This is a genomic window from Nonomuraea sp. NPDC003727 (assembly GCF_053586935.1).
The window spans coordinates 599524-620920 of record NZ_JBSFNE010000003.1 but is presented as its reverse complement, the minus strand read 5'-3'; the positions used below and the strand labels follow the sequence as shown (position 1 = coordinate 620920).

General features: G+C 69.4%; 19 protein-coding genes and 2 rRNA genes. 7 read left to right on the top strand and 14 right to left on the bottom strand.

Annotated features, from left to right (window positions below):
- Both ACWDLG_RS11635 and rrf read left to right on the top strand, forming a co-directional pair.
- A 23S ribosomal RNA gene (locus ACWDLG_RS11635) occupies positions 1-86 on the top strand; the annotation flags it as partial.
- 58 nt (positions 87-144) lie between these two features.
- A 5S ribosomal RNA gene (gene rrf / locus ACWDLG_RS11630) occupies positions 145-261 on the top strand.
- 671 nt (positions 262-932) lie between these two features.
- Here the strand turns inward: rrf and ACWDLG_RS11625 are convergent.
- On the bottom strand, positions 933-1625 hold the full coding sequence (locus tag ACWDLG_RS11625) for a formylglycine-generating enzyme family protein (RefSeq protein WP_449918630.1): 693 nt from the start codon (positions 1623-1625) through the stop codon (positions 933-935).
- Positions 1626-1808: 183 nt separating this feature from the next.
- Complete coding sequence (locus ACWDLG_RS11620) at positions 1809-2270, bottom strand: helix-turn-helix domain-containing protein (RefSeq protein WP_449918628.1); 462 nt, start codon at positions 2268-2270, stop codon at positions 1809-1811.
- Between the two features lie 134 nt (positions 2271-2404).
- On the opposite strand from ACWDLG_RS11620, the gene ACWDLG_RS11615 reads away from it, so the two are divergent.
- Positions 2405-3088 carry a maleylpyruvate isomerase family mycothiol-dependent enzyme gene (locus tag ACWDLG_RS11615; protein ID WP_449918626.1) on the top strand — a complete coding sequence of 228 codons (684 nt, stop codon included), beginning with the start codon at positions 2405-2407 and terminating at the stop codon, positions 3086-3088.
- Between the two features lie 357 nt (positions 3089-3445).
- Here the strand turns inward: ACWDLG_RS11615 and ACWDLG_RS11610 are convergent, their stop codons facing one another.
- A complete protein-coding gene (locus tag ACWDLG_RS11610) occupies positions 3446-4279 on the bottom strand; it encodes a PhzF family phenazine biosynthesis protein (protein WP_449918623.1) in 834 nt (277 codons plus the stop codon).
- Positions 4280-4445: 166 nt separating this feature from the next.
- On the opposite strand from ACWDLG_RS11610, the gene ACWDLG_RS11605 reads away from it, so the two are divergent.
- Positions 4446-4826 (top strand): cell division protein SepF, encoded by a 381-nt coding sequence (locus ACWDLG_RS11605; protein ID WP_354914201.1) that lies wholly within the window; start codon positions 4446-4448, stop codon positions 4824-4826.
- Positions 4827-5110: 284 nt separating this feature from the next.
- Here the strand turns inward: ACWDLG_RS11605 and ACWDLG_RS11600 are convergent, their stop codons facing one another.
- The 7 genes from ACWDLG_RS11600 to ACWDLG_RS11570 form a co-directional block, all read right to left on the bottom strand.
- Complete coding sequence (locus ACWDLG_RS11600; protein ID WP_449918620.1) at positions 5111-5308, bottom strand: hypothetical protein; 198 nt, start codon at positions 5306-5308, stop codon at positions 5111-5113.
- The gene (locus ACWDLG_RS11595) at positions 5305-5490 is read right to left on the bottom strand and encodes a sigma factor-like helix-turn-helix DNA-binding protein (RefSeq protein WP_449918617.1); all 186 of its coding nucleotides are present in this window, start codon (positions 5488-5490) and stop codon (positions 5305-5307) included. Before ACWDLG_RS11595 ends, ACWDLG_RS11600 begins: the two co-directional genes overlap by 4 nt.
- A 270-nt stretch (positions 5491-5760) precedes the next feature.
- On the bottom strand, positions 5761-7092 hold the full coding sequence (locus ACWDLG_RS11590) for a hypothetical protein (RefSeq protein WP_449918615.1): 1332 nt from the start codon (positions 7090-7092) through the stop codon (positions 5761-5763).
- A gap of 91 nt (positions 7093-7183) precedes the next feature.
- Positions 7184-8911, bottom strand: coding sequence for an arginine--tRNA ligase (argS, locus tag ACWDLG_RS11585; protein WP_449918612.1), 1728 nt, complete (start codon positions 8909-8911; stop codon positions 7184-7186).
- Positions 8908-11136 (bottom strand): HAD-IC family P-type ATPase, encoded by a 2229-nt coding sequence (locus ACWDLG_RS11580; RefSeq protein ID WP_449918610.1) that lies wholly within the window; start codon positions 11134-11136, stop codon positions 8908-8910. The genes argS and ACWDLG_RS11580 overlap by 4 nt, the downstream gene beginning before the upstream one ends.
- A gap of 37 nt (positions 11137-11173) precedes the next feature.
- The gene (plsX, locus tag ACWDLG_RS11575) at positions 11174-12235 is read right to left on the bottom strand and encodes a phosphate acyltransferase PlsX (RefSeq protein ID WP_449918668.1); all 1062 of its coding nucleotides are present in this window, start codon (positions 12233-12235) and stop codon (positions 11174-11176) included.
- Positions 12216-12773: a DUF1707 SHOCT-like domain-containing protein gene (locus ACWDLG_RS11570; RefSeq protein WP_449918608.1), complete on the bottom strand. Its 558-nt coding sequence runs from the start codon at positions 12771-12773 to the stop codon at positions 12216-12218. Before ACWDLG_RS11570 ends, plsX begins: the two co-directional genes overlap by 20 nt.
- A gap of 176 nt (positions 12774-12949) precedes the next feature.
- Here ACWDLG_RS11570 and ACWDLG_RS11565 point away from each other — a divergent pair, with 176 nt between their 5' ends.
- Together ACWDLG_RS11565 and ACWDLG_RS11560 are read left to right on the top strand one after the other, a co-directional pair.
- Positions 12950-14272, top strand: coding sequence for a KamA family radical SAM protein (locus ACWDLG_RS11565; RefSeq protein WP_449918606.1), 1323 nt, complete (start codon positions 12950-12952; stop codon positions 14270-14272).
- Positions 14273-14649: 377 nt separating this feature from the next.
- Complete coding sequence (locus ACWDLG_RS11560) at positions 14650-15396, top strand: hypothetical protein (protein ID WP_449918604.1); 747 nt, start codon at positions 14650-14652, stop codon at positions 15394-15396.
- A gap of 1146 nt (positions 15397-16542) precedes the next feature.
- Here ACWDLG_RS11560 and ACWDLG_RS11555 read toward each other — a convergent pair.
- The 4 genes from ACWDLG_RS11555 to ACWDLG_RS11540 form a co-directional block, all read right to left on the bottom strand.
- Complete coding sequence (locus ACWDLG_RS11555; RefSeq protein WP_192781480.1) at positions 16543-16698, bottom strand: hypothetical protein; 156 nt, start codon at positions 16696-16698, stop codon at positions 16543-16545.
- Between the two features lie 96 nt (positions 16699-16794).
- The gene (locus ACWDLG_RS11550; protein ID WP_354914219.1) at positions 16795-17316 is read right to left on the bottom strand and encodes a YbhB/YbcL family Raf kinase inhibitor-like protein; all 522 of its coding nucleotides are present in this window, start codon (positions 17314-17316) and stop codon (positions 16795-16797) included.
- Positions 17317-17428: 112 nt separating this feature from the next.
- Positions 17429-18280: an ABC transporter ATP-binding protein gene (locus tag ACWDLG_RS11545; RefSeq protein ID WP_354914221.1), complete on the bottom strand. Its 852-nt coding sequence runs from the start codon at positions 18278-18280 to the stop codon at positions 17429-17431.
- Complete coding sequence (locus ACWDLG_RS11540; protein ID WP_449918600.1) at positions 18273-19193, bottom strand: ABC transporter permease; 921 nt, start codon at positions 19191-19193, stop codon at positions 18273-18275. Before ACWDLG_RS11540 ends, ACWDLG_RS11545 begins: the two co-directional genes overlap by 8 nt.
- 480 nt (positions 19194-19673) lie before the next feature.
- Here ACWDLG_RS11540 and ACWDLG_RS11535 point away from each other — a divergent pair, with 480 nt between their 5' ends.
- Positions 19674-21341 (top strand): peptide ABC transporter substrate-binding protein, encoded by a 1668-nt coding sequence (locus ACWDLG_RS11535; RefSeq protein WP_449918597.1) that lies wholly within the window; start codon positions 19674-19676, stop codon positions 21339-21341.
- Positions 21342-21397 lie beyond the last annotated feature (56 nt).

Here is a 21397-nt window from a genome sequence, read left to right as displayed (position 1 = left end):
TATAGACGATGGGGTTGATAGGCCGGAGGTGGAAGCGCGGTAACGTGTGGAGCTGACCGGTACTAATAGGCCGAGGACTTGACCTCAAAGCTTTTTGCTCGCGTCCACTACGCAATTCTGAGACAGCAAACGGTCTCTCAGGGTTGCGGCGGTTATGGCGGGAAGGAAACACCCGGTTACATTCCGAACCCGGAAGTTAAGCTTCTCTGCGCCGATGGTACTGCACTCGAAGGGGTGTGGGAGAGTAGGTCGCCGCCGCGCAATCTTTACAGTAAGGGCCATCCCGGTTGGGGTGGCCCTTTCTGCTTTTCCGGTGGTGTTGTGGCCGGGGCTTGCTGGGTGTGCTCGGTCTTCGACATGGTGCCGATGCCCCCGTTGGCGGTGGCAGGGTGCCGGGGCCCGGTTGACAGGATGGGCATCCGGCGACGGTAATGGGCCAGTGCGTCCGCGGCAGTCTCGTGGACTCCCCTCATGGGGCGCCGGTGGCCAGGCGCGTGGACGCTCCCATGAGCAGGGACGTCGGCGCCAGGCTTGTGGAGCTACCGTAACGGGCACCAGGTGTCGTCCGGGGGTCTTGACGACTGGCGGCGCTCCTGCCCCGTCGAGTGGGCGAGCTTGGAGGCGCTGCCATCGCCGGCGGCCTGGCAGCGGGGCGGCTCCCGGCGGTCACGATGCGCCTGCGGGATGGAAACCTGCGTCATGGAAGGCGCCAGTTTCAGTCGGCAGAACAATCAACCCTGCGCCGCGACTGGCAAGCCGCAGCCGACAGAACCCTGCGTCGCGAGAGGGCGGGCAAGCCGCAGCGGGCAGAAGCCTGCGTCGCGAGAGGGCGGGCAGGCCGAGCCAAAGAACCCTGCGTCGCCGAAGGTGGGCGGGCCTCAGCCAACGGAATGCTGTATGGCGGGGGCCGGGTAAGCCGCAACCTGTTGCCGTCACCGTGCGCGGGCGAGGCGGAAGCCCAGGTCGTCGATGCGGAAGCTCGGGTGGCTCTTGCGGCGGCACGACGCTCGGCAGCCACGAGGGCGATCATGCGCGCCACCGCCGCGGAAGACGCGATACGGGCCGTAGACGCTGGGATCGTAGACATCCCAGCACCACTCCCACACGTTGCCGATCATGTCGTGCAGGCCCCACGCGTTCGGCGCCTTGGTCCCGACATCGTGCACCTCGCCGCCGGAGTTCCCGCGATACCAGGCGATCTCGTCCAGTTCTCCGTAGCGGACGGCGGATGTGCCGGCCCGGCACGCGTACTCCCACTCCGCCTCGGACGGGAGGCGGTAGCCGTCAGCTTCCCAGTCGCAGACCGTGTCCTGCCCGTCGGGGTCTTCCCCCATCGAGTAGCACGGTTGGAGCCCCGTCGCCGCCGACAGCCGGTTGCAGAACCGAACGGCGTCCATCCAGGAGACTTCGGTCACCGGCGTTCGCGACCTCGACGGGCTGGTGGTCGCCCCGCCGATGACGGCGTGGTACTCCTCACAGGTCACGGGATACGGCGCCATGCGGAAGGCTCCGACCTCGACCGTCCAGTGCGTCTTCGTGCCCTCGTCCCGCAGGACGATCTCGCCGGCGGGAATCTCCACCAGGTTCGCGGCGATCGCCTGGGGCGGCTTGGGTTCAGTGATCATCGCGGATCCTCCGCACACGGTCGGTACATGTCGAGACGCCGGCCTTCGATCGGGGCCAGACTTGAGGTGCTGGATGCCTATCCGGCGATCGGGGCCAGGCTTGAGGTACTGGGTGTCCATCCGGTGGGTGGTCGGTGCCACTGATTCGATGCGACTCCTTACTGTTACTGCCTCGCCATCCACTCAGGCACGGTCGTCCTCCCTGCCGAGCAGGCTGCTGTCGCCGTAGAGGACGGTGTCGAGCAGGCGCAGCATCTCGGCGGTGGCGGCGGTGCCGCCCAGGATCACGAGCTTCATCCGGTCCTGTTCCTCGTCGTGGACGGTCTGGACGCGTAGAGGGTGCGCGGGGTCGTGACCGGTGTTCGCCGCGGCCTGCACGAGCGTGCTCAACCGGTCGGCCGCGGCCCGGTCGACGCCGTCGATCTGTACGATGCTCGACACCTCCGCCGACGCGACGTGGGCGGGCTGGTCCAGGTCCGGCTGCGGCCGCCCGATCAGCGCCTCGAGGTCGGCACGGGCGATCCGATACTGCTTGCCGATCCGTACCGCTTTGAGGCGGCCGGTTCGGATGTAGGCGCGTACGGTGCGCACATGCAGTCCGAGCCGGTGAGCCACCTGCTCAACGGAGTACAGTTCTTCCTTCATCAGTCCCTAACTTATGGGATTGAGGGAGTGATAGGGAAGATTGCAGTACTGCGACGCATGCCATGGGCGGTGCCCCTACGTATCGCGTGGTTGGCTCCGCCGGATTGTCGGAGACGGCCGCTACGGTGCCTGGCATGGACTTTCTCCCCCACCTCCGGCGTGAGCTGGACGCCTTCCGCGCCTGCCTTGACGGTGATCTGTCCGCGCCCATCGAGTCCTGCGGCGACTGGACGTTGCGCGACCTCGCCGAACACCTCGGCGGATCGAACCTCTGGGCCGCCAAGGCAGTGACGGAGAAGCGGGGCGACTTCGTGCCACCGGCCGCGCCGCGGGATCCCGCCGGGTTGAGGGAGTGGTTCGACGCCGCGTCGCAAACGTTGCTGGCGGCGCTGGACGTCGACCCGGCGGCCGAGGCGTGGACGTTCCACCCGCCGGCGACGGTCGGGTTCTGGCAGCGGCGCCGGTGTGTGGAGGCTCTGCTGCACCGGTGGGACGCCGAGCGGGCGACGGGTACGGCCCGTCCCCTCGATCCGGAGTTGGCGGGTGAAGGGGTGGCCGAGGTGTTCGAGGTGATGGCGCCGCGCCAGATCGTGCGGGGGCGCGCTCAAGCGCCCGATCACGCGCTGCGGCTGGTTGCCTCTGACATCGGCCGTTCGTGGACGTACGGGCCGGGCGCCCCGGTGGCCGAGCTGTCCGGCAGGGCTGAGGACCTGGTGTTGATGGTGTGGGGCCGCATGCCGAGTGACGACGCGGTGTTCGGCTGGGCGGGGGATCGGTCAGCGGGGCGGCGCGTCCTGACCGGTCCGCTGACCGCCTGATCGGTTGGTCGACGTGTGCGGAAGTGGTCGACGTGTGCGGAAGTGGTCGACGTGTGCGGAAGTGATGGTGACCTGCGGCGCCTGGGCGCCCGTCCCGATGGCCCGCGGCGCGCGGGTGTTCGTTCGTTCCGACGGTTGGCAGCGCGTGGTGCCCGTCCGGACGGAGGGGGGCGTGTGGGTGCAGGTCCTGACGGTGGTGGCGTGTGGGTGTCGGTCCGGGCGGTCGGCGGCGCGTGGTGCCCGGCCGGACGGTGGGGGCGTGTGGGTGCGGGTCCTGACGGTGGGTGGCGTGAGGGTGTCTGCGCCGGCGGCGGGCGTGCGTGGGTGCGTGCCTGTCACCGGCCGCCGGCGAGGTGCTTACGGGTTGACCAGGAGCTCTCCGGAGACGACGGTGACCGCTCGGCCTGCCAGGTCCACCCGGTCGCCCCGCGCGGTCGTACGGACGAGGCCGCCGCGGGCCGACAACTGGGCGCCGACCAGCGAGGCCCGGCCGAGGCGAGCCGCCCAGAAGGGGGCGAGGGCACAATGAGCCGAGCCCGTGACCGGATCCTCGGGGACGCCGACGCGTGGGGCGAAGAATCGCGACACGTAGTCGTAGCGGACGGTGTCCGGAGCGGCGGAGGTGGCGTCGGCTGGTGCCGCAGGCGATCCAGTGGCTGGAACGGCGGCCTGGGCGGTGACGATGATGCCGCGCGCGCCGACGGTCTCGAGGGCGGTGATGTCGGGGTCGAGCGAGCGGACCGCTTCTTCCGACTCCAGCTCGACGAGGAGGTCGAGCTCGCTGCGTCCGACACCTGCTACCGCAGCTCCGAGCGCCTTTTCCAGCCCGTCGGGAACAGTGGCCGGCGTCACTTCTTTGGCAGGGAAATCCATCGAGATCAGTCCGTCGGTGGAGCGATTGACGGTGAGGATTCCACCCTTCGTCGCGAATTGGATCTCTCCGTTGGCCGCTCCTGTGGAATAGAGCACATGGGCGGTGGCCAGCGTCGCGTGACCGCACAGCGATACCTCGACCGCCGGAGTGAACCACCGCAACGAATTACCCAGCAGGAACGCCGTCTCGGAGAGCCGCATCTCGGCGGCCACGGACTGCATCCAAGTGTCGGAAGCGGCTGACTCCAGGAGGCAGACAGCGGCAGGATTACCGTGGAATGCTGTGTCAGTGAAGGCGTCGACGGTGAACAGGCGCATGAGCTCGATGCTATAGGTGGCCGATATCCAGTCGAAACCGGGACGCTTGCCGTACAAAATGGAATATGTGTTGGGCGTGTCGCATGGCGAACGTCGAATCGTCGGTTACCGTCCAATGTGTAGGGACGTGCCGATTACGGTGAGTTCCTGAGGAAAGGACAAGCCGATGGGGGCAGTGCGCAAGGTGGTGAGCTACCTTGGCCTGGGCGGGATCGACCAATACGATGACGGATACGACGACGAGCAGTACGAAGACGAGTACATGCCGGCGTCGGAGCGTGCCGCGAAGCGGTGGCGGTCCACCGTCGAGTCGTCACGGATCGTGATGGTCCAGCCGCTGAAATACAACGACGCACCGTTGATCGGGCAGCATTTCCGCGAGGGGCAGACGGTCATCATGGACGTCACCGGCATGCCTATGCCGGAGGCCACCAGGATGGTCGACTTCGCGGCCGGGCTGGCCTACGGGTGCGACGGTCGGATCGAGCGCATCGCGGACCGGGTGTTCCTGCTCGCGCCCGCGCATGTGGAGATCGAGAGCACCTGACGTGTGACTGTGCGCCGGGCCGGTCCTGGGGAGGCTGGTCTGGCGCAGATGTCCACGTCAGGTGGCACATGTCCTTTCCGTATGCCCACGATCGGCCGTTGGTCCGTGCATCCCGGCCCGCTGCTCCGTGCGGCGGCTGCCCGCGTGTCGGCGTCGGACCGCACGTCGATGGCGTTCAACGGCCGGTTGGATCTGCCGTTCGCCTGGTCGAGGCGGCCAGGGTGTAGCGGTGCCGGCCGGCGTACGGCTCGTTGGCGTACCCGGAGCGTGGCCGGCTCTTGCGGTCAGTCCTTGGGACGGCGGGCCTGGTTCGTCTCGCGAACGACCGCCCAGGCGTCAGCCACCGGGCCCAGGTGCCGCAGCTTGTCGGGGTTGATCACCGCGCGGATCGCCTGGATCTGTCCGTCGAGGATGTCGAGCGCCAGGGTGTTGACGACCTTGCCGTCCCGGTCGCGGAAGATCGCGCCCGGCTGGCCGTTCACCTCATGCGGCTCCACGACACCGCCGATCCGGACGAACGGCGCGACGAACGCGAGGCGACCTCCCCGAAGCCGAACCCGAACACCGCCCGCAGCACGAACACCGCCCGCTCGAGCGGGCTGAGCCGTTCCAGCAGCAACAGCGCCGCCATCGACACCGAGTCGGCCAGCTCCGCCGAGCGCACCGGATCCTCGTACGGGTCGGCCAGCAGCGGCTCGGGGAACCACTGCCCGGCATACTCCTCTCGCCGGACGCGCGCCGAGTAGTGGTAAGCGGGCCTCGACCTGCAAGAACCGGACCCGGGGGGCGGCGGCGGTGCGGGAGCGTCGGCACGCCGGCCCGAGGAAAGGGGCAGGGGCGAACGGCTGGGTGCCAGGCGGCGCGAGGGGGCGAGGGGCGGCGCGAGGGGGGAAGCGGCTGGGTGCCAGGCGGCGCGGGAGCGAGCGGCTCGGTGCTAGGCGGCGCGGGGGCCGCGGCGCAGGAGGCGGGTGAGCTCGGCGGCGTCCTCGGCCGCCTGCTTGGCGCGCTCCTCCGCCTCGCGGGCATACGCGTGCAGTGCCCAGACCGCGCCGTCGGCGAGGTCCTTGAGCTCGGCCAGGCGCCTTTCGACGTAGGCGGCGTCGGACAGCCGGGCCTGCCGCAGCCGCCAGAGCCGCCATCCACCCACGCCGACCAGGACGGCGCCGAGCAGCGCGAGCGGCCACCACACGACCCCGGCGGCGACGAAGAGCGTGACGGCCAGCGCCAGCGCCAGGTACGGCAGCCACGGCAGCCCGCGGTCGGGCATGCCGTCCGCGACGATCTCGCGTTCGGCGGCGGCCATGGAGGTCGCGTCGGGGCCTTCGGGGCGGAGCTCCAGGCGGTGGCCGAGCACGGGCACGGTGATCGCGTCGGGAGGCGGGAGTTCGGTGTCGGCGGCCAGCTTCGCGGCGACGTCGCGCAGGATCGGCGCGGCCACGTGCAGCGCGATGGCGGACAGGAAGGGGTCGGCGCCGGGGCGAAGGTCGTCGAGCAGGTGGCTGACGAGCGAGCCCATCGGTCCGGGAGGGCCGCCGAGCCCGGCCATCGTGCGGAGGACGGCGAGCGGCTCCTCCTCCGCCCACGCGGTGGCGGGGGCGGCGGTCGCGTTCGTGAGCGAGGTGCGCGACTCGGAGTCGGCCTGCCGGGTCGAGGTGATCTCGGTGCAGCGGGCGCGGAGCCTGGCCAGCCTGGCCGCGGCCTGGACGGGCGTGGCCAGTTCGGGGATCTCGGCCAGCTCGGGGAAGTCGACGAGCGCGGCCGGTATGACGACCGCGGGCTCGCCCGGGGCCAGGGCCTGCACCCACGCGTTCGCCTCGGTGTGGCCGGGGATGGCGAGCGCGTCGAGCCTGCGGAGGACGAAGATCTTGCCGGCCGGGCCGTACGCGCCTCTGGCGGCGGCCAGCCACAGCGCGCGCTGGCCGTGGGGGAGGGGCAGGTCGAGGGACAGCTCGCCGAAGGCGGTGCCGAGCCACGAGGCGTGGATGCGGTCGCCGTGGCCGGCCACCGCCAGGGCGAGGCAGAGGAAGAGCGCGGTGTTCTGCTGGTCGCGGCCCGCCGCCCTGGTCAGCGGTTCGAGCGGGTCGTCGCCAGCGAGGATGGCGGCCAGCGCCTGTACGGCGGGCGGCAGCCAGGAGCCCGGGTCGTCCTGGAAGGTGGGCGCGGCCGGTGGCGTGGAGCTGTCGGCGGCGAGGCTGGCCAGCAGGGCTTCGACGTATCGGTGGAGCTCCGTGGTGGCCTGGGGGCTCGCGGTCAGATCCGTTGCCAAGGCAGAGAACTCCCCCAATATCGGCCTCATTCCATGACCGCGTAAAGCCTAGCCGGGGGGCGCGCCAACCTTGCGGAGGCGCGCCCACGACTCACATGCGCTCGGGTACGGGGACGCCCAGGAGGTCGAGGCCGGTTTCGAGCACCCGCAGGGTCAGCGCGCACAGGGCGAGCCGGGAGGCGCGGGTGTCGGCGTCGACGTCGTCGCGCAGGACGGGGCACTCCTCGTAGAAGGTGCTGAAGAGGCTGGCCGTCTCGAACAGGAACGAACCGAGCCGGTGCGGCTCGACCAGGGTGGCGACCTGGTCGACGACCGCGCCGAAGCCGAGCAGGTGCAGGGCCAGGGCGCGCTCGGCCGGTACGCCGAGGACGATCGGGCCGCGCGCGTCGGCCGGATCGACCCCGGCCTTGCGGAAGATGGAGCGGATCCGGGCCGTGGCGTACTGCATGTACGGGCCGGTGTTGCCGGAGAAGCTCAGCATCCGGTCGAAGTCGAAGACGTACTCGCTGTCGTGGCTGATCGACAGGTCGGCGTACTTGACCGCGCCCATGCCGACGGCGTGGGCGATCTCGGCCTTGGTCTCCTCGTCGTAGCCGCGCTCGGCGATGGCCGCCGACGCGCGGTCGACGGCTTCCTGGAGCAGGTCGGTGAGCTTGACCGACTCGCCGGAGCGGGTCTTGAAGCGGCGGCCGTCCTTGCCGAGCATCATGCCGATCTGGACGTGCTCGGCGGAGACGGTGTCGGGCAGCCAACCGGCCTGCTTGGCGGCGGCGAAGACCATGCGGAAGTGGAGCGCCTGGTCCGCGCCGACGACGTAGAGGACGCGGTCGGCCTTGAGGTCCTCGACCCGGTAGCGGATCGCGGCCATGTCGGTGGAGGCGTAGCCGTAACCGCCGTCGCTCTTGCGGATGATCAGCGGGAGCGGCTTGTCGTCGGAGCCGGTGAACCCGGGCGGGAACAGGCAGAGCGCGCCTTCGCTCATGGTCGCCACGCCCATGGCCTGGAGGTCGTCGCAGGTCTTCTCGAGCATCGGGTTGTACATGCTCTCGCCGGCGATGTCGGCGTCGGTGAGCGTGACGCCGAGCATGTCGTAGACCTTGTCGAAGTAGCGGATGGTGGCGTCCATGAAGACGTGCCAGAGCCGCATGGTCTCGGGGTCGCCCGACTGGAGCGTGGTGACCCGCCGGCGGGAGCGGGCCTTGAACGACTCGTCGCTGTCGAACTTGACGCGGGCGGCCTGGTAGTACTCGGTGCCCTGGCCGGCCTCGAGCTGGGCGACGGCGGCCGCCTCGCCGATGTCGAGCAGGTGCTCGATGAGCATGCCGAACGGCGTGCCCCAGTCGCCGAGGTGGTTCTGCCGCACGACGGTGCTGCCGAGGTGCTCGTAGACGCGGGCCATCGCGTCGCCCACGATCGTGGTGCGCAGGTGGCCGACGTGCATCTCCTTGGCCGCGTTGGGCGCGGAGTAGTCGATCACGATGCGCTGCGGCGGCATGGCCGTGCCGACGCCGGCGCGCGGGTCGGCGAGCATCTCGTTGGCCTGGCCGGTGACCCAGCCGTCGGACAGGGCGATGTTGAGGAAACCGGGACCGCTGACCTCGATCGTGCCGGGGAAGTCGGAGAGCTGGTCAGCGATCTCCTGGGCGACCTCCCGCGGGGCTCGTCGCAGGCGCTTGGCCAGGCTCATCGCGACGTTCGCCTGGAAGTCGGCGAACTGGGAGGGCCGGATCAGCGGGTCTGCGTCGGCGTACTCGGGGCCGAACGCGGTGGCCAGCGCACGCTGGACGCGCTCGGTGAGCACTATCTGCGGGTCGGTCATGTTCCAAGGGTACCGGTGAGCCTGACCGAGACGCTGATGCACGCCGCGCCCACGACGGAGATGGCGACGGCCTCCCAGCCACCCGTGCCGAGCTCGAAGAACACGCGGGTGGCGGGGACGGCGAGCGCGACGGCGAACAGCACCGCCATCGCCCCGACGAGCACGGCCTTCCAGGCGTTGAGCGGCCGGGCGACGAGCACCAGCACCCACCAGGTGACCAGGAAGAGCGTGATGACCGCGGGCGTGCGGTCGCCGCCGGCGAGCGTGAAGGAGAGCATCACCGCGGCCCCGGTGATCAGCCCGGCCGGTACGGCGAAGCGGAGCACGCGCGGCACGAACCCCGGCAGGGACCGCTCGGCCGTCGGCGCGAGCGCGAGGAAGAAGGCGGGCACGCCGATGGTCAGCGCGTTGACCAGGGTCGAGTGCCGGGGCGCGAACGGGAACATGACGCCGAGCAGGCCGACCACGAGCGACAGCGCGAGCGCGTAGAAGGTCTTGGTGAGGAACAGGTTGGAGACGCGTTCGATGTTGGCCAGCACCTTGCGCCCCTCGGCCACCACCTCCGGGAGCGAGGCGAACCTGTTGTCCAGCAGCACGACCTGCGCGACCGCCTTGGTGGCGGGGCTGCCCGCGCCCATCGCGATGCCGAGGTCGGCGTCCTTGAGCGCGAGCACGTCGTTGACGCCGTCGCCGGTCATCGCCACCGTGTGGCCGCGCGACTGCAGCGCGGTGACGAACTGCCGCTTCTGCTGCGGGCTGACCCTGCCGAAGACGGTGTTGCCCTCCAGGATCTCGGCGAGCTTGTCCTCGTCGTCGGGGAGCGTCCTGGCGTCGACGGCGCGGTCGCCGCCGGGGATGTCGAGCGCGGTGGCGATGGCCGCGACCGCGTCGGGGTGGTCGCCGGAGATGACCTTGACGGCGACGCCCTGCTCGGCGAAGTACCGCAGCGTCTGGCGGGCGTCGGGCCTGATCCGCTGCTTGAACGTCACCAGCGCGACGGGCTCCCTGCCGTCGGTACGGCAGAGCGCCACGACGCGGGCGCCGGTCGCGGCCAGCTCGGCGGCGGTGCCGTACGCGGTGGTGCCGGGGGTCAGCAGCACGTCGGGGGCGCCGAGCGACCAGGTGCCGTGCCCGTCGAAGGTGGCGGCGCTCCACTTGCGGGCCGACGAGAACGGCACGATGTCGGTGCTGGTCCAGCCGGGCGCCTCGGGGTAGCCGGCCTGGATGGCCTGGGCGGTGGCGTTGGGGCGCGGGTCGACGTGTGCCAGGGCGGCGAGGGCGGCGTCGACGGGGGCGTCCTCCTTGAGCGGGATGACCTCGTCGAGGTCCATGCCGCCTGCCGTGAGGGTGCCGGTCTTGTCGAGGCACAGGATGTCCGTCCGCGCGAGGCCCTCGATGGCGGGCAGCTCCTGGACCAGGGCGTCGCGCTGGCCGAGCCGGACGACGCCGACGGCGAAGGCGATGCTGGTCATGAGCACCAGGCCCTCGGGGATCATGGTGACGATGCCGGCGACCGCGCCGGTGATGGCCGACCCGAAGTCCTCGTGGTTGCGCACCTGGCTGTAGATGAGCAGGGCGCCGATCGGGATGACCAGCCAGGTGATGTACCTGATGAACCGGGCGACGCCGTCGCGCAGCTCGGAGTGGGCCAGGTGGAACCTGCTGGCCTGCTCGGTGAGCCTGGCGGCGTAGGCGTCCTCGCCGACCTTCGTCGCGGTGAAGGCGCCCGAGCCGGCGACGACGAAGCTGCCGGACAGGACCTCGTCGCCGGGCCGCTTGTGGACGGGGTCGGCCTCGCCGGTGAGCAGCGACTCGTCGATCTCCAGCCCTTCGGCCGCGACGACCTCCCCGTCGACCAGCACCCGGTCGCCGGGGCCGAGCAGGACCAGGTCGCCCAGCACGATCTGGCCGGGGTGGATGCGCTGGTCGGCGCCGTCTCTCCGGACGGTGACGGGTGCCTCGTTGACCACGGCGAGGCGGTCGAGCGTGCGTTTGGCGCGCAGTTCCTGGACGATGCCGATCATCGCGTTGGCCACGATCACCAGGCCGAACAGGCTGTCCTGCCAGGCGCCGAAGATGAGGATGAGAGCGAACAGGACGCCGATGACCAGGTTGAAGAGCGTGAGGACGTTGGCCCGGATGATCGCCGACAGCGACCTGCTCGTCCGGCGTGGGACGGTGTTCTTCTTGGCGACCGCCACCTGGGCAGATGTCAGACCTTCCACGCGTTCCCCCCGAATTCCCCCGAAATCGCGGTATCGATCACCATAGCCGGTGGGGGCGATGGCCGGTCCCGAGACGCTCGCCGATGCGCGTGACGATGCCCCTGCGGGAGAGCGTCGCGGCGAGCTGGCAGGCGGCGCTGACGCCGGCGGCCTTGGCGGCGCCGTGGGCGATGACGACCGTGCCGTTCAGGCCGAGGAGGGCGGCGCCGCCGTACGCCTCGGAGTCGAGCCTGGCCGACAGGTCCCTGAGGCGGGCCCGCTGCATGAGCGCGCCCATCCTGGCCAGCGTGCTCTCGTTGACCGACGCCCGCAGCTCGGTGAGGGCGTAGCGGACCGCGCCCTCCATGGTCTTGAGCGCGACGTTGCCGGTGAAGCCGTCGGTCACGATGACGTCGACCGCGCCCGTCAGCAGCTCGTGGCCCTCGACGTTGCCCAGGAAGTGGATGCCGGGTACGGCCCGCAGCAGCTCGTGCGCGCGTCTGACGAGCTTGTCGCCCTTCTCGGGTTCGGAGCCGATCGTGAGCAGGCCGACGCGGGCGTTGCGGATGTCGTGCGCGGTCTCGGCGTAGGCGGAGCCCAGGTGTGCGAACTGCACCAGCATCTCCGGCTTGACCTCGGCGTTGGCGCCGGCGTCGAGCAGGATCGTGGGCGTGGGCCTGGTGGGCAGGGTGACGGCGAGGGCGGGCCTGATGACCGACTGCTGCGCCTTCAGCCGGAGCTTGCCGGTGGCGACGATGCCGCCGGTCGAGCCCGCGGACACCACGGCCGAGGCGTCGCCCCGCCTGAGCAGGTGGCAGGCGACGGCGATGCTGGAGCGAGGGCGGCGCAGGCTGGCGAGCGCGCCCTCGTCCATGGCGAGCGCCTCTTCCGCCCGCACGATCGGGATCTCGGAGGTGGCGTCGTGGTCGGCCAGCGACTCGTAGAGCACCCGCGGCGAGCCGACCAGCACGATCGGCAGGCCGCGCGTCCTGACCGCGTGCACGGCGCCGGCCACGATCTCGTGCGGCGCGTGGTCGCCGCCCATGGCGTCGAGCGCGATCGGCGGTTCGGACTCTGGCACAGTTCGAATCGTATGGTTGTTATGCCAGGTTCCAGTCAGTGACCCCGCGGGCCACGATGAGCTTGGCGAACATCGATCGCCCCGTGACGCGGATCAGCGGCCCGTCACCGCCCGAGCCGCCCGACACGTTGCGCTTGCCGAACATCGATGCGCCCTCGTCGATGACGTGGGCGTTCTCGGGAACCCGGATGATCATCTTGCTGAAGCGGGCGTCGGCCTGGATCGTGATCTCCCTTCCGGGCAGGACGGCGTCGGACAGATCCATGATCAGCGCGCCGAAGGTGGCGCTCAGCCTGGTGTGCCGGGAGGCGACCCAGCGGCCCTTGCGGATGACCTTGCTGAAGACCGCGTTCACGGTCTGCTGCTCGACCAGCGCGGGCCTGGCGCCGGCCGCGATGTCGGGCAGGTCGCGGGTGATGGGGACGAGCTCGCCGACGGTCTTGGCCGTGTAGGCGGCCTCGAGCCGGTCGGCGTGCTCGACGCTGGTGAGTCTGCCGGTGGCGAGGGCCTCCCCGAGGACTGCCGCGACGCGGTCGCGGTCGGCGTCGGAGGCTCGCATTGCTGCGTCGTCGGTCACAGTCCGCCAGTGTATGTCCATTCGCGATATGTCGCGAGTGGTCAAAGCTCGCCGGAAACTTGGGTTTCAGTGGAACCAGAAGGCGCCGCCGCCGCGTCCGGTAATAAGAGCCCCTAGACGCGCGAGGGGGCTCACAGGTTTACCTCCGATCGAACAAAAAAGATGGGAAAGGCCTAGTGATCTTGAATCAAGCGGGAACGCGACGCTTCAAGGCCTACACCTCCAAGCATCTCGACGAGCTCCTTCTGCGAGCGGGCCTCGACGAGACGGAGCGCCTGAAGGTCAGGGCAGTGGCCACAGTTCTGCCGTTTCGGACGAACGCGTACGTCGTCGACGAACTCGTCGACTGGTCGGCCGCACCCGACGATCCCCTCTACCGCCTGGTCTTCCCCCAGGCGGACATGCTGCCGAGCCCCGATGTGGACAGGCTCGCCGACCTCCTGAAGGCCGAGGCGCCGAACGCGGAGATCCAGGCGGAGGCCAACAGGGTCCGGATGAAACTCAACCCGCACCCGGCGGGGCAGCTCTCGCTCAACGTGCCGCGCATCGGCACGGAACCCGTGCCCGGCATGCAGCACAAGTATCCGGAGACGGTGCTCTTCTTCCCCAAACAGGGGCAGACGTGTCACGCCTACTGCACCTACTGCTTCAGGTGGGCGCAGTTCGTCGGCGACGCGGACCTCAAGTTCGCCTCCGACGACGTCGACCAGCTCGTGTCCTACCTCGGCGCGCACCCCGAGGTCACCAGCGTGCTGCTGACGGGTGGCGACCCCATGATCATGGGCGAGCCCGTGCTCAGGCGCTACGTCGAGCCGCTGCTGGAGATCGAGCAGCTGGAGTCGATCCGCATCGGCACCAAGTCCCTGGCCTACTGGCCGCAGCGCTTCACCACCGACCCCGACGCCGACGACACGCTGCGCCTGTTCGAGAGCGTCACCGCGGCGGGCAAGAACCTCGCGTTCATGGCCCACTTCTCCCATCCGCGCGAGCTGGACTCGCCCCTGGTGGGGCAGGCGGTCTCGCGCATCCTCGCCTCGGGGGCGACCATCCGCACGCAGGCGCCGCTGATCAGGTCCATCAACGACGATCCCGAGGTGTGGTCGTCGATGTGGCGCCGGCAGCTCGGGATGGGGATGATCCCCTACTACATGTTCGTCGAGCGGGACACGGGACCGCAGGACTACTTCGCCGTGCCCCTCGCCAGGGCCTACGAGGTCTTCAGGGACGCGTACGCGTCGGTGTCGGGGCTCTGCCGTACGGTGCGGGGGCCTTCGATGTCGGCGACGCCGGGAAAGGTCTGCGTCGACGGCGTCACCGAGATCGCGGGGCAGAAGGTCTTCGTCCTCCATCTCATCCAGTCGCGCGACCCCTCCTTGGTCGCCAGGCCGTTCTTCGCCCGCTACGACCCGACGGCCGTGTGGCTGACTGACCTGCGGCCCGCCTTCGCCGATCGATTCCCGTGGGAGGCGGTCACGGAGGAAGCTCTCCTGCCGGCCTGAGCGGTCAAGCGGATATCCCGCTACGGAAAAATCTGAGCCCCCGGCCCGTGGCATTTGTTTCCCGTGCCGTTGTAACGGGCCGGTGGCACTCCCTTGATCGACTGGTTGGGCGTCGGGGGAATATCCGAAATCCACCCTCCCTATGTCCGGACTTGTCGACCTCCCTCTTGATCCCATGCTGGGGCTCCAACTGCGGTGGGGCCCGTGTTTCCCGGGGCTCCCGGCCGTTCGCGGTGGTGATAGAACTGCGTCGGTAGCTCAGCCGGACGGCGCGCGCTCCCTGTGGCGCCCATAGCGTGCACGCCGGCTTTCGGGGACTTCGAATCGCGATTCGAATATCGAACGACGCGAATCGAAAAAGAGCCGGGAAGGCAATCATGAAGCGAATTATCAAGGCAGCGGTAGCCGTCGCCGTCTGCGGGCTCGCCGCGGCTGTGGCGGTGCCCGCGCAGGCCGACACCTCCGTCCGCGTCGACGGGAGCGGCATCGTCGAGTCCTTCGGCGTCAAGCAGGCGGCAGGCCTGAACAACCTCCCGCCGTTCGCCGAGCGCGTCTCGCTGCGGACGGACAACGAGCTCGCCGACAGGACGCTGGGCCCGGCCGCCTCGGCCACGGGCGGCTCCCTGCTCAACGGCCAGGACCTCGCGACGGTGACGCAGTCCACCGAGGCCGGCGGCCCCTACGAGGAGGTCGACCGCTTCGTCAAGTGGGTGCTGGGGATCTCCCCCAAGGAGGTCTACGAGGCCACCACGGGCGAGGAGTACCCCACCGACAACCCGATCATCGACGTGGCCGACCTCATCGACGCCGACAGCGACAGCGACACGGCCGAGGCCTCCCGCGAGGGGATGAGGAGCCGCAAGGACGCCGCCGAGGAGGGCCGCACGGGTCCCAGGCTGGCGCCCGTGGTCCGCGAGGTGGCGCCCGTCGAGGCCGCGCCGATCGCCGACACGCTGCCCGGCCTGGTGAACGCCGTTTCGCTCGACGAGATCGCCCCGCTCGTCGATGCCTCCACCGACGTCGTCGACAACAACACCAACAGGGTCGTCAGCTCGGCCGGCGAGACCCAGGGTGGGGTCGCCGAGTCGGTCGCCCAGACGACCGACCTCCACGCCGAGAACTGAGCCGAGGACACGCGGCGGCCTCACGGCCGCGCGACACCTCACCTGACGGGGGTCGCACCCCAGCACACACTTCTTGACCGCGGGCACGTCCTCCCAGGTGCCGGTAGGGCCGCAACCGCGCGTCATCACCGGTGCTGGCGGGCGTGACACCGTACGGCAAGCCCGGCCGAGCGCGTTTGCGCAGGCGCATGGCCGGGGCCAGCCGGAGGGCCGCTCCCGGGAGCGCTCCTTACGCGCCGCGACGGCGCCCGTGAACCACGACCGTTCGACGACGTTGGGACGGAACGTCGAACGGGCGGCGGTGATCGGGAGCCGGAGGGAGAGCCGGCGGCACCTGGCGCCGACTCGGCCGGCGGGCGTGAGCCACGGGCTCACGGGACGGACCGCCCGCCGGTCGGCTCACAGGTCGACCGCCACTCCTCCTCCATGACGCGGGCCGGCACGGCTGGCTCCACGAAACCGGTGGCCCTGGGTCAGGCCACCGGTTTCGCCATGTCCGCCACGCCACCACCCGCGCGCCGACGGAGCGGCGGGCGAGCCCGCCCGTCCAGCCGGCAGCCGAGCGACATCAGGAAACCTCGCCGTCCGGCGGGCGATGAAGCGGCATCAGAAACCCTTGCCGTCCGGCGGGCGGGTCGGCATCAGGAACCGCGCCCGTCCGAATGGGGGCGGAGCAGTATCAGGAACCGCGCCCGTCCGAATGGGGGCGGAGCAGTATCAGGAATCCCGCCCGTCCGGACGGGGGCGGAGCAGTATCAGGAACCCCGCCCCTTCGGACGGGGTGGAGCGGCATCAGGAACCGCGGCTTTCGACGGACCGTGGCCTTCCGGCAAGCGGTGGGTGAGCGGCGCAACCCCGACTTCCGGCAGGAGCCGAGGGGGCGCAGACCGGTCTCTGGGACTCCCGCTCCGGTGAGCGGGCGGGAATGCCGGTGCGGGTCGTTTGTGGGCCAGGTCGCCGTGGTGGTGGCCGGGCGTACGGCCCGGCCACCCGCGGGAGGTGGCCGTGGCGCGTGGACGGCGGTGAGCCGCGCCGGTCGCGGCGACCGAGAGACCGGCGGGGCTGGACGGCAGGACGGCGGGTCGTCCTCAGCGGCCGCGACAGCGCTTCAGGGCGGTCGCGGCGGCGGGAGAGGGCGGATACGGGTCAGGTGATGCGGACGCCCGTACGCCGGGCGATCTGGGCCTGGAGCCTGGCCATCTGCCAGTGCAGCTCGATCAGTTGCTCGGCGAGCTCGGCCCTGGGGATCTCGGACGGATCCTCGATGGCCAGGTGGTCAATCGCGGTCGACAGCTCTCGCATCGCGCGCCCCCACTCCATCATGTTCCTCAGCTCGAAACAGCGTTCGAATCATATCGGAACGGCGAGGGCGGTGTCAGGCCTTTCCCGGGGCGTCGCTCAGGTTTCGTACACAGGTGCGATAAAGCCTCTGGCCAGCGTGTTCGCGGTGATGTTGAAGCCGACCACGGCGGCGGGACTGTCGGGGTCGATGCCGAGCGAATCGACGCTCAGCGCGTGGACGGCGAACAGGTACCGGTGCGGGTGGCCGGGCGGCGGGGCGGCTCCGCCGTACGCCTTGGTGTTGTAGTCGTTGCGCGCATGGACGCCGGTCTTGGAGTCGGCGGTGCCGGCGCCGGTGGGCAGTTCGGTGACGTCGGCGGGGATGTCGTACAGCAGCCAGTGCCAGAAGCCGCTGCCGGTGGGGGCGTCGGGGTCGAAGCAGGTGACCGCGAAGCTCCTGGTGCCCTCGGGGGCGCCCGACCAGCGCAGGTGGGGCGAGAGGTTCTGGCCTGTCATGCCCCAGTCGTCGAACACGTGGGCGTCGGGCAGGCGCTCCCCGTCGCGGACGTCGTCGCTCTCGACGGTCAGGGCGGGGACCTCGGGCAGGAAGTCGTAAGGAATGGGCGGCTGTGCGGGCAAGATGCACCTCCGGTGAGTACGCGGGCTTACCGTCTCCCATCTTCCACCCGGAAGGGCGGCGATGGTGATCGGCTTCCCGGTACCCGGCGGGTCTTTGCCGGGAGGCCCCGGCTCAGCCCTTGTTGTAGGCGGCGATGACCTCCTTGGGGTCACCGTCCATCCTGATCTTGCCCTTGTGCAGCCAGATGACCCTGTTGCAGGTCTCCTCGATCACCTTGAGGTCGTGGGCCACGAGGAACACCGTGCCGGCCGACTCGCGGATCTGCTTGATCCGCTTCTCGCTCTTCTTGCGGAACTCCCGGTCACCGGTGGCCAGGGCCTCGTCGATCAGCAGCACGTCGTGCGTCTTGGCCGAGGAGATGGCGAAGCGCAGGCGGGCGCCCATGCCGGAGGAGTAGGTGGACATCGGCAGCTGTACGAAGTCACCGATGCCGGAGAAGTCGACGATCTCGTCGTACTTCTCCTTGACCTGCGAGGGGGTCATGCCCATGGCGTAGCAGCCCAGCACGATGTTGCGCTCGCCGGTCAGCTCGCGCATCAGCGCGGCGTTGACGCCGAGCAGGGACGGCTGGCCGTCGGTGTAGACCGCGCCCGAGTGGGGCGGCAGCAGGCCGGCGATGGCCCGCAGGAGCGTGGACTTGCCCGAGCCGTTACGGCCCACGATGCCGATGGCGTCGCCGTGGTAGGCCACGAACGTGACGCCCTTGACCGCGTGGACCTCCTTCATCTGCGGCCGCCCCTGGCGCTTGACCATGCGCATGAGGGCGTTGACCGCGTTGCCCTTCTCGTGGTCGGAGGTGGCGCCGTAGACGCGGTAGACGATGTGGAGGTCGTCGACGATGACGGTGGGAGTACCCGTCGTGGGAGCGGGGGGCTCCGGGTTGGGGTGGACCCTGACGTCCTTGTTGGGGACGCCGGGCTCCTCAGCCTTCACTTGGGACAGCTCCTCCGTCAACTCAGCCACGGCCGTACCTCTCCTCGGCGCGCCAGAAGTACCAGAAGCCGAAGGCGAGTGCGAACACTGCCCAGAATACGCAGCTCATCCAGACCCACGGACGGGGACTGTGGTCGTCGATCAGGATGTCGCGCATGAACTCGATGTACGAGGCCGCGGGGTTGGCGTACATGATGTCCGCGACCCACTGCGGCAGGCCCGCGCCGTCGGGTGAGACCACCTTCTCCTGGATGGAGAAGAAGACGCCGGAGGCGTACAGCCAGGTGCGCATGATGAAGGGCAGCAGCTGGTTCATGTCGCGCACGGCGGAGCCGACGCGGGCCATGACCAGGCTGGCGCCCACGTTGAACATCGTCTGCAGCAGCAGCGCGACCGGGATCATCAGCCAGAACAGGGTGGGGAACTCGCCGGTGACGACGACGATCGCCAGCAGGATGCCCATGGAGATGACGAGCTGCTGGAGCTCCTGGATCGTGTACGCCAGGGGCAGCGCCGCGCGCGGGAAGTGCAGGGCTCTGATCAGCGAGAGGTTGCCCGAGACCGACTTGGCGCCCGCCGTCACCGACCGCTGTGTATAGGTGAAGACGAACATTCCCGTGAGGAGGAAGGCCGTGTAGTTCTCGATGGTGCCCTTGCCGCCGAGGATGAGGCCGAACATCAGGTAGTAGATGCCGGCGTTCAGCAGCGGCGTCAGCACCTGCCACAGCTGGCCGAGCGCCGAGCTGCTGTACTTCGAGACGTTGCGCGAGGTCGCGTACGTCTTGATGAAGTGTCGCCGCTCCCAGAGTTGGCGCAGGTAGGCGTGGAACCTCGGCCGTGCGATGGCACGGCGAAGCCCGTATCGCTTGGCGAGCTTGCTCAGCGGTTCTCCGCTGCGGCCGCCCGCCTGGGCGTCCGCGACCGCGGATTCCGGCTGGCTCATGGCAAGGACTCTATTGGATCCTGGTAGGTGGGGTGCTTCGCGCGGCGGTTTGCCGCAGAGAGTTGGACGTCGCCTTGGGGAGGTCGGGTTCCATGTCCGGTCCAAGACTTGGTCAACGGTAGCCCAGGAGCGCTCGCGGTGTGCCTGTGGTGAGAGCACTGTCCGATGAGGTGTATTTTGACTCGACGATTCAGGTGCCTTGCTCATCCCATAATGACCGGTTTGTCCTCATGAAGGGTCCCCCACGACCGGTGGGCGGATGAGTGTGACGCCGGACTCGCAGACGTGTGACCGAACTGCAATGTGCCAGAGACTCGCTGGTGGCAAGTAGTGAGGGATAGTCGCGATCGACTGGCAGGGCGTCAGCTGGTTTGACCATGTCAGCCAAACCCGGGGGACAGACAAGGCTCCTCCGTCAGGCTGCCTAGGACTTCGCAGCTCAGCGCTTACGCCCACCTGTAGAGGGAGGAAAATCTACTAATGCGTGTTACTAAGGGCGCACAGATCGTCGCCGGTACCGCGCTTCTGGCCGTCGCGGTCGCCGCGTGCGGCGGGGGCGGCGGTGGGACGACCGGCAACTCCAGCGGAGGGTCCGCCGCCCAGCCGGTCAGGGTCGAGATCGCCAAGCCGCAGCACGAGCTGAGCCCCACCAACACCAACGACACCAGTGGTGCCGAGGTGCTGAACGCGCTGTTCGTCGGCCTTGTCGACTACGACAAGGACAAGAACGTCGTCCTCCGTGGCGCGGAGTCGATCGAGCCTGACGCCGAGTCCAAGGTCTGGACGATCAAGCTGAAGGACGGCTACAAGTTCCACAACGGCGAGGCCGTCACCGCCAAGAGCTACGTCGACGCCTGGAACGCCGCCGCCTACGGCCCCAACGTCCAGGAAGGCGGCCACTTCTTCTCCGCCGTCGAGGGCTACGACGACGTCGCCCCCCTCGACCCGGACGGCGAGGAGGGCCCGCAGAAGGCCCCCGAGCCCAAGGCCAAGACCCTCGCGGGCCTCAAGCTCGTCGACGACAAGACCTTCACCGTCACGCTGGCCCACCCCTACTCGGGCTTCAAGACGATGCTGGGCTACACCACCTTCATGCCGATGCCGAGCGTGGCCTTCGACGGCAACGGCGGCATCAAGAAGGAGTTCGGCGAGAACCCGATCGGCAACGGTCCCTTCAAGATGGCCAAGCCGTTCAAGCCCGCGACCGACACCACCATCTCGCTCGTGCGCTACGACGAGTTCGTCGAGGGCAAGGCGAAGGTCGACGCGGTCGACTTCAAGATCTTCAGCGACCTCGGCACCGCGTGGAACGAGCTGCGGGCCGGCAACCTGGACATCATGGACCAGCTGCCGCCCGAGGCCATCGCCACCGCCAAGCAGGAGCTGGGCGACCGCTACATCGAGCAGCCGTCCTCCGGTGTGGGCTACTTCGGCTTCAACACCAAAAACGGCGAGGCGTGGGCCAAGAACGTCGAGCTGCGCAAGGCCCTCTCGATGGCGATCGACCGGAAGACCATCACCGAGCAGGTCTTCTCCGGCACCCGCGTGCCCGCCGACGACTTCGTCAGCCCCATCGTGGCCGGCTACCGCAAGGGCGCCTGCACCGCGTGCGTCTACGACCCCGCCAAGGCCAAGGAGCTGTGGGACAAGAACGGTGGCGGCAAGGGCCCCGTCACCCTGGCCTACAACGGTGACGGCGGCCACAAGGAGTGGATCGAGGCCGCTGCCAACAACCTGCGCCAGAACCTGGGCGTCGACGTGAAGGCCGAGTCCTACGAGTCCTTCGCCTCCATCCTCGACGAGCTGGACAAGGGCAAGGTCGGCGGCGCCTTCCGCATGGCCTGGATCATGGACTACCCGTCCATGGAGAACTACCTGCGTCCGATCTACGGCACCGGCGGCAGCTCCAACCACGGCCGCTACTCGAACAAGGACTTCGACGACCTGCTGGTCAAGGGCGACTCCGCCAAGACCGACCAGGAGGGCATCACGTTCTACCAGCAGGCGGCCGACCTGCTGGTGAAGGACATGCCGTACGTGCCGGTGTACTTCTACCAGACCAACGCTGGTTACTCGCAGAACGTCAAGAACGTGACCATCGACCCGTTCGAGCGGATCGACCTGGCCAAGGTCGAGCGGGCCTCCTGACCATGACCCGCACTCTCGGGCGGGCGTCCACCAGATGCCGTTCCGAGGGGCCCTGA

Excerpts from the sequence above, each read along its gene's own strand:
- ACWDLG_RS11625 (WP_449918630.1), bottom strand. The coding sequence starts at position 1,625 with ATGATCACTGAACCCAAGCCGCCCCAGGCGATCGCCGCGAACCTGGTG.
- ACWDLG_RS11620 (WP_449918628.1), bottom strand. The coding sequence starts at position 2,270 with ATGAAGGAAGAACTGTACTCCGTTGAGCAGGTGGCTCACCGGCTCGGA.
- ACWDLG_RS11615 (WP_449918626.1), top strand. The coding sequence starts at position 2,405 with ATGGACTTTCTCCCCCACCTCCGGCGTGAGCTGGACGCCTTCCGCGCC.
- ACWDLG_RS11610 (WP_449918623.1), bottom strand. The coding sequence starts at position 4,279 with ATGCGCCTGTTCACCGTCGACGCCTTCACTGACACAGCATTCCACGGT.
- ACWDLG_RS11605 (WP_354914201.1), top strand. The coding sequence starts at position 4,446 with ATGGGGGCAGTGCGCAAGGTGGTGAGCTACCTTGGCCTGGGCGGGATC.
- argS (WP_449918612.1), bottom strand. The coding sequence starts at position 8,911 with ATGACCGACCCGCAGATAGTGCTCACCGAGCGCGTCCAGCGTGCGCTG.
- ACWDLG_RS11560 (WP_449918604.1), top strand. The coding sequence starts at position 14,650 with ATGAAGCGAATTATCAAGGCAGCGGTAGCCGTCGCCGTCTGCGGGCTC.
- ACWDLG_RS11555 (WP_192781480.1), bottom strand. The coding sequence starts at position 16,698 with ATGCGAGAGCTGTCGACCGCGATTGACCACCTGGCCATCGAGGATCCG.
- ACWDLG_RS11540 (WP_449918600.1), bottom strand. The coding sequence starts at position 19,193 with ATGAGCCAGCCGGAATCCGCGGTCGCGGACGCCCAGGCGGGCGGCCGC.
- ACWDLG_RS11535 (WP_449918597.1), top strand. The coding sequence starts at position 19,674 with ATGCGTGTTACTAAGGGCGCACAGATCGTCGCCGGTACCGCGCTTCTG.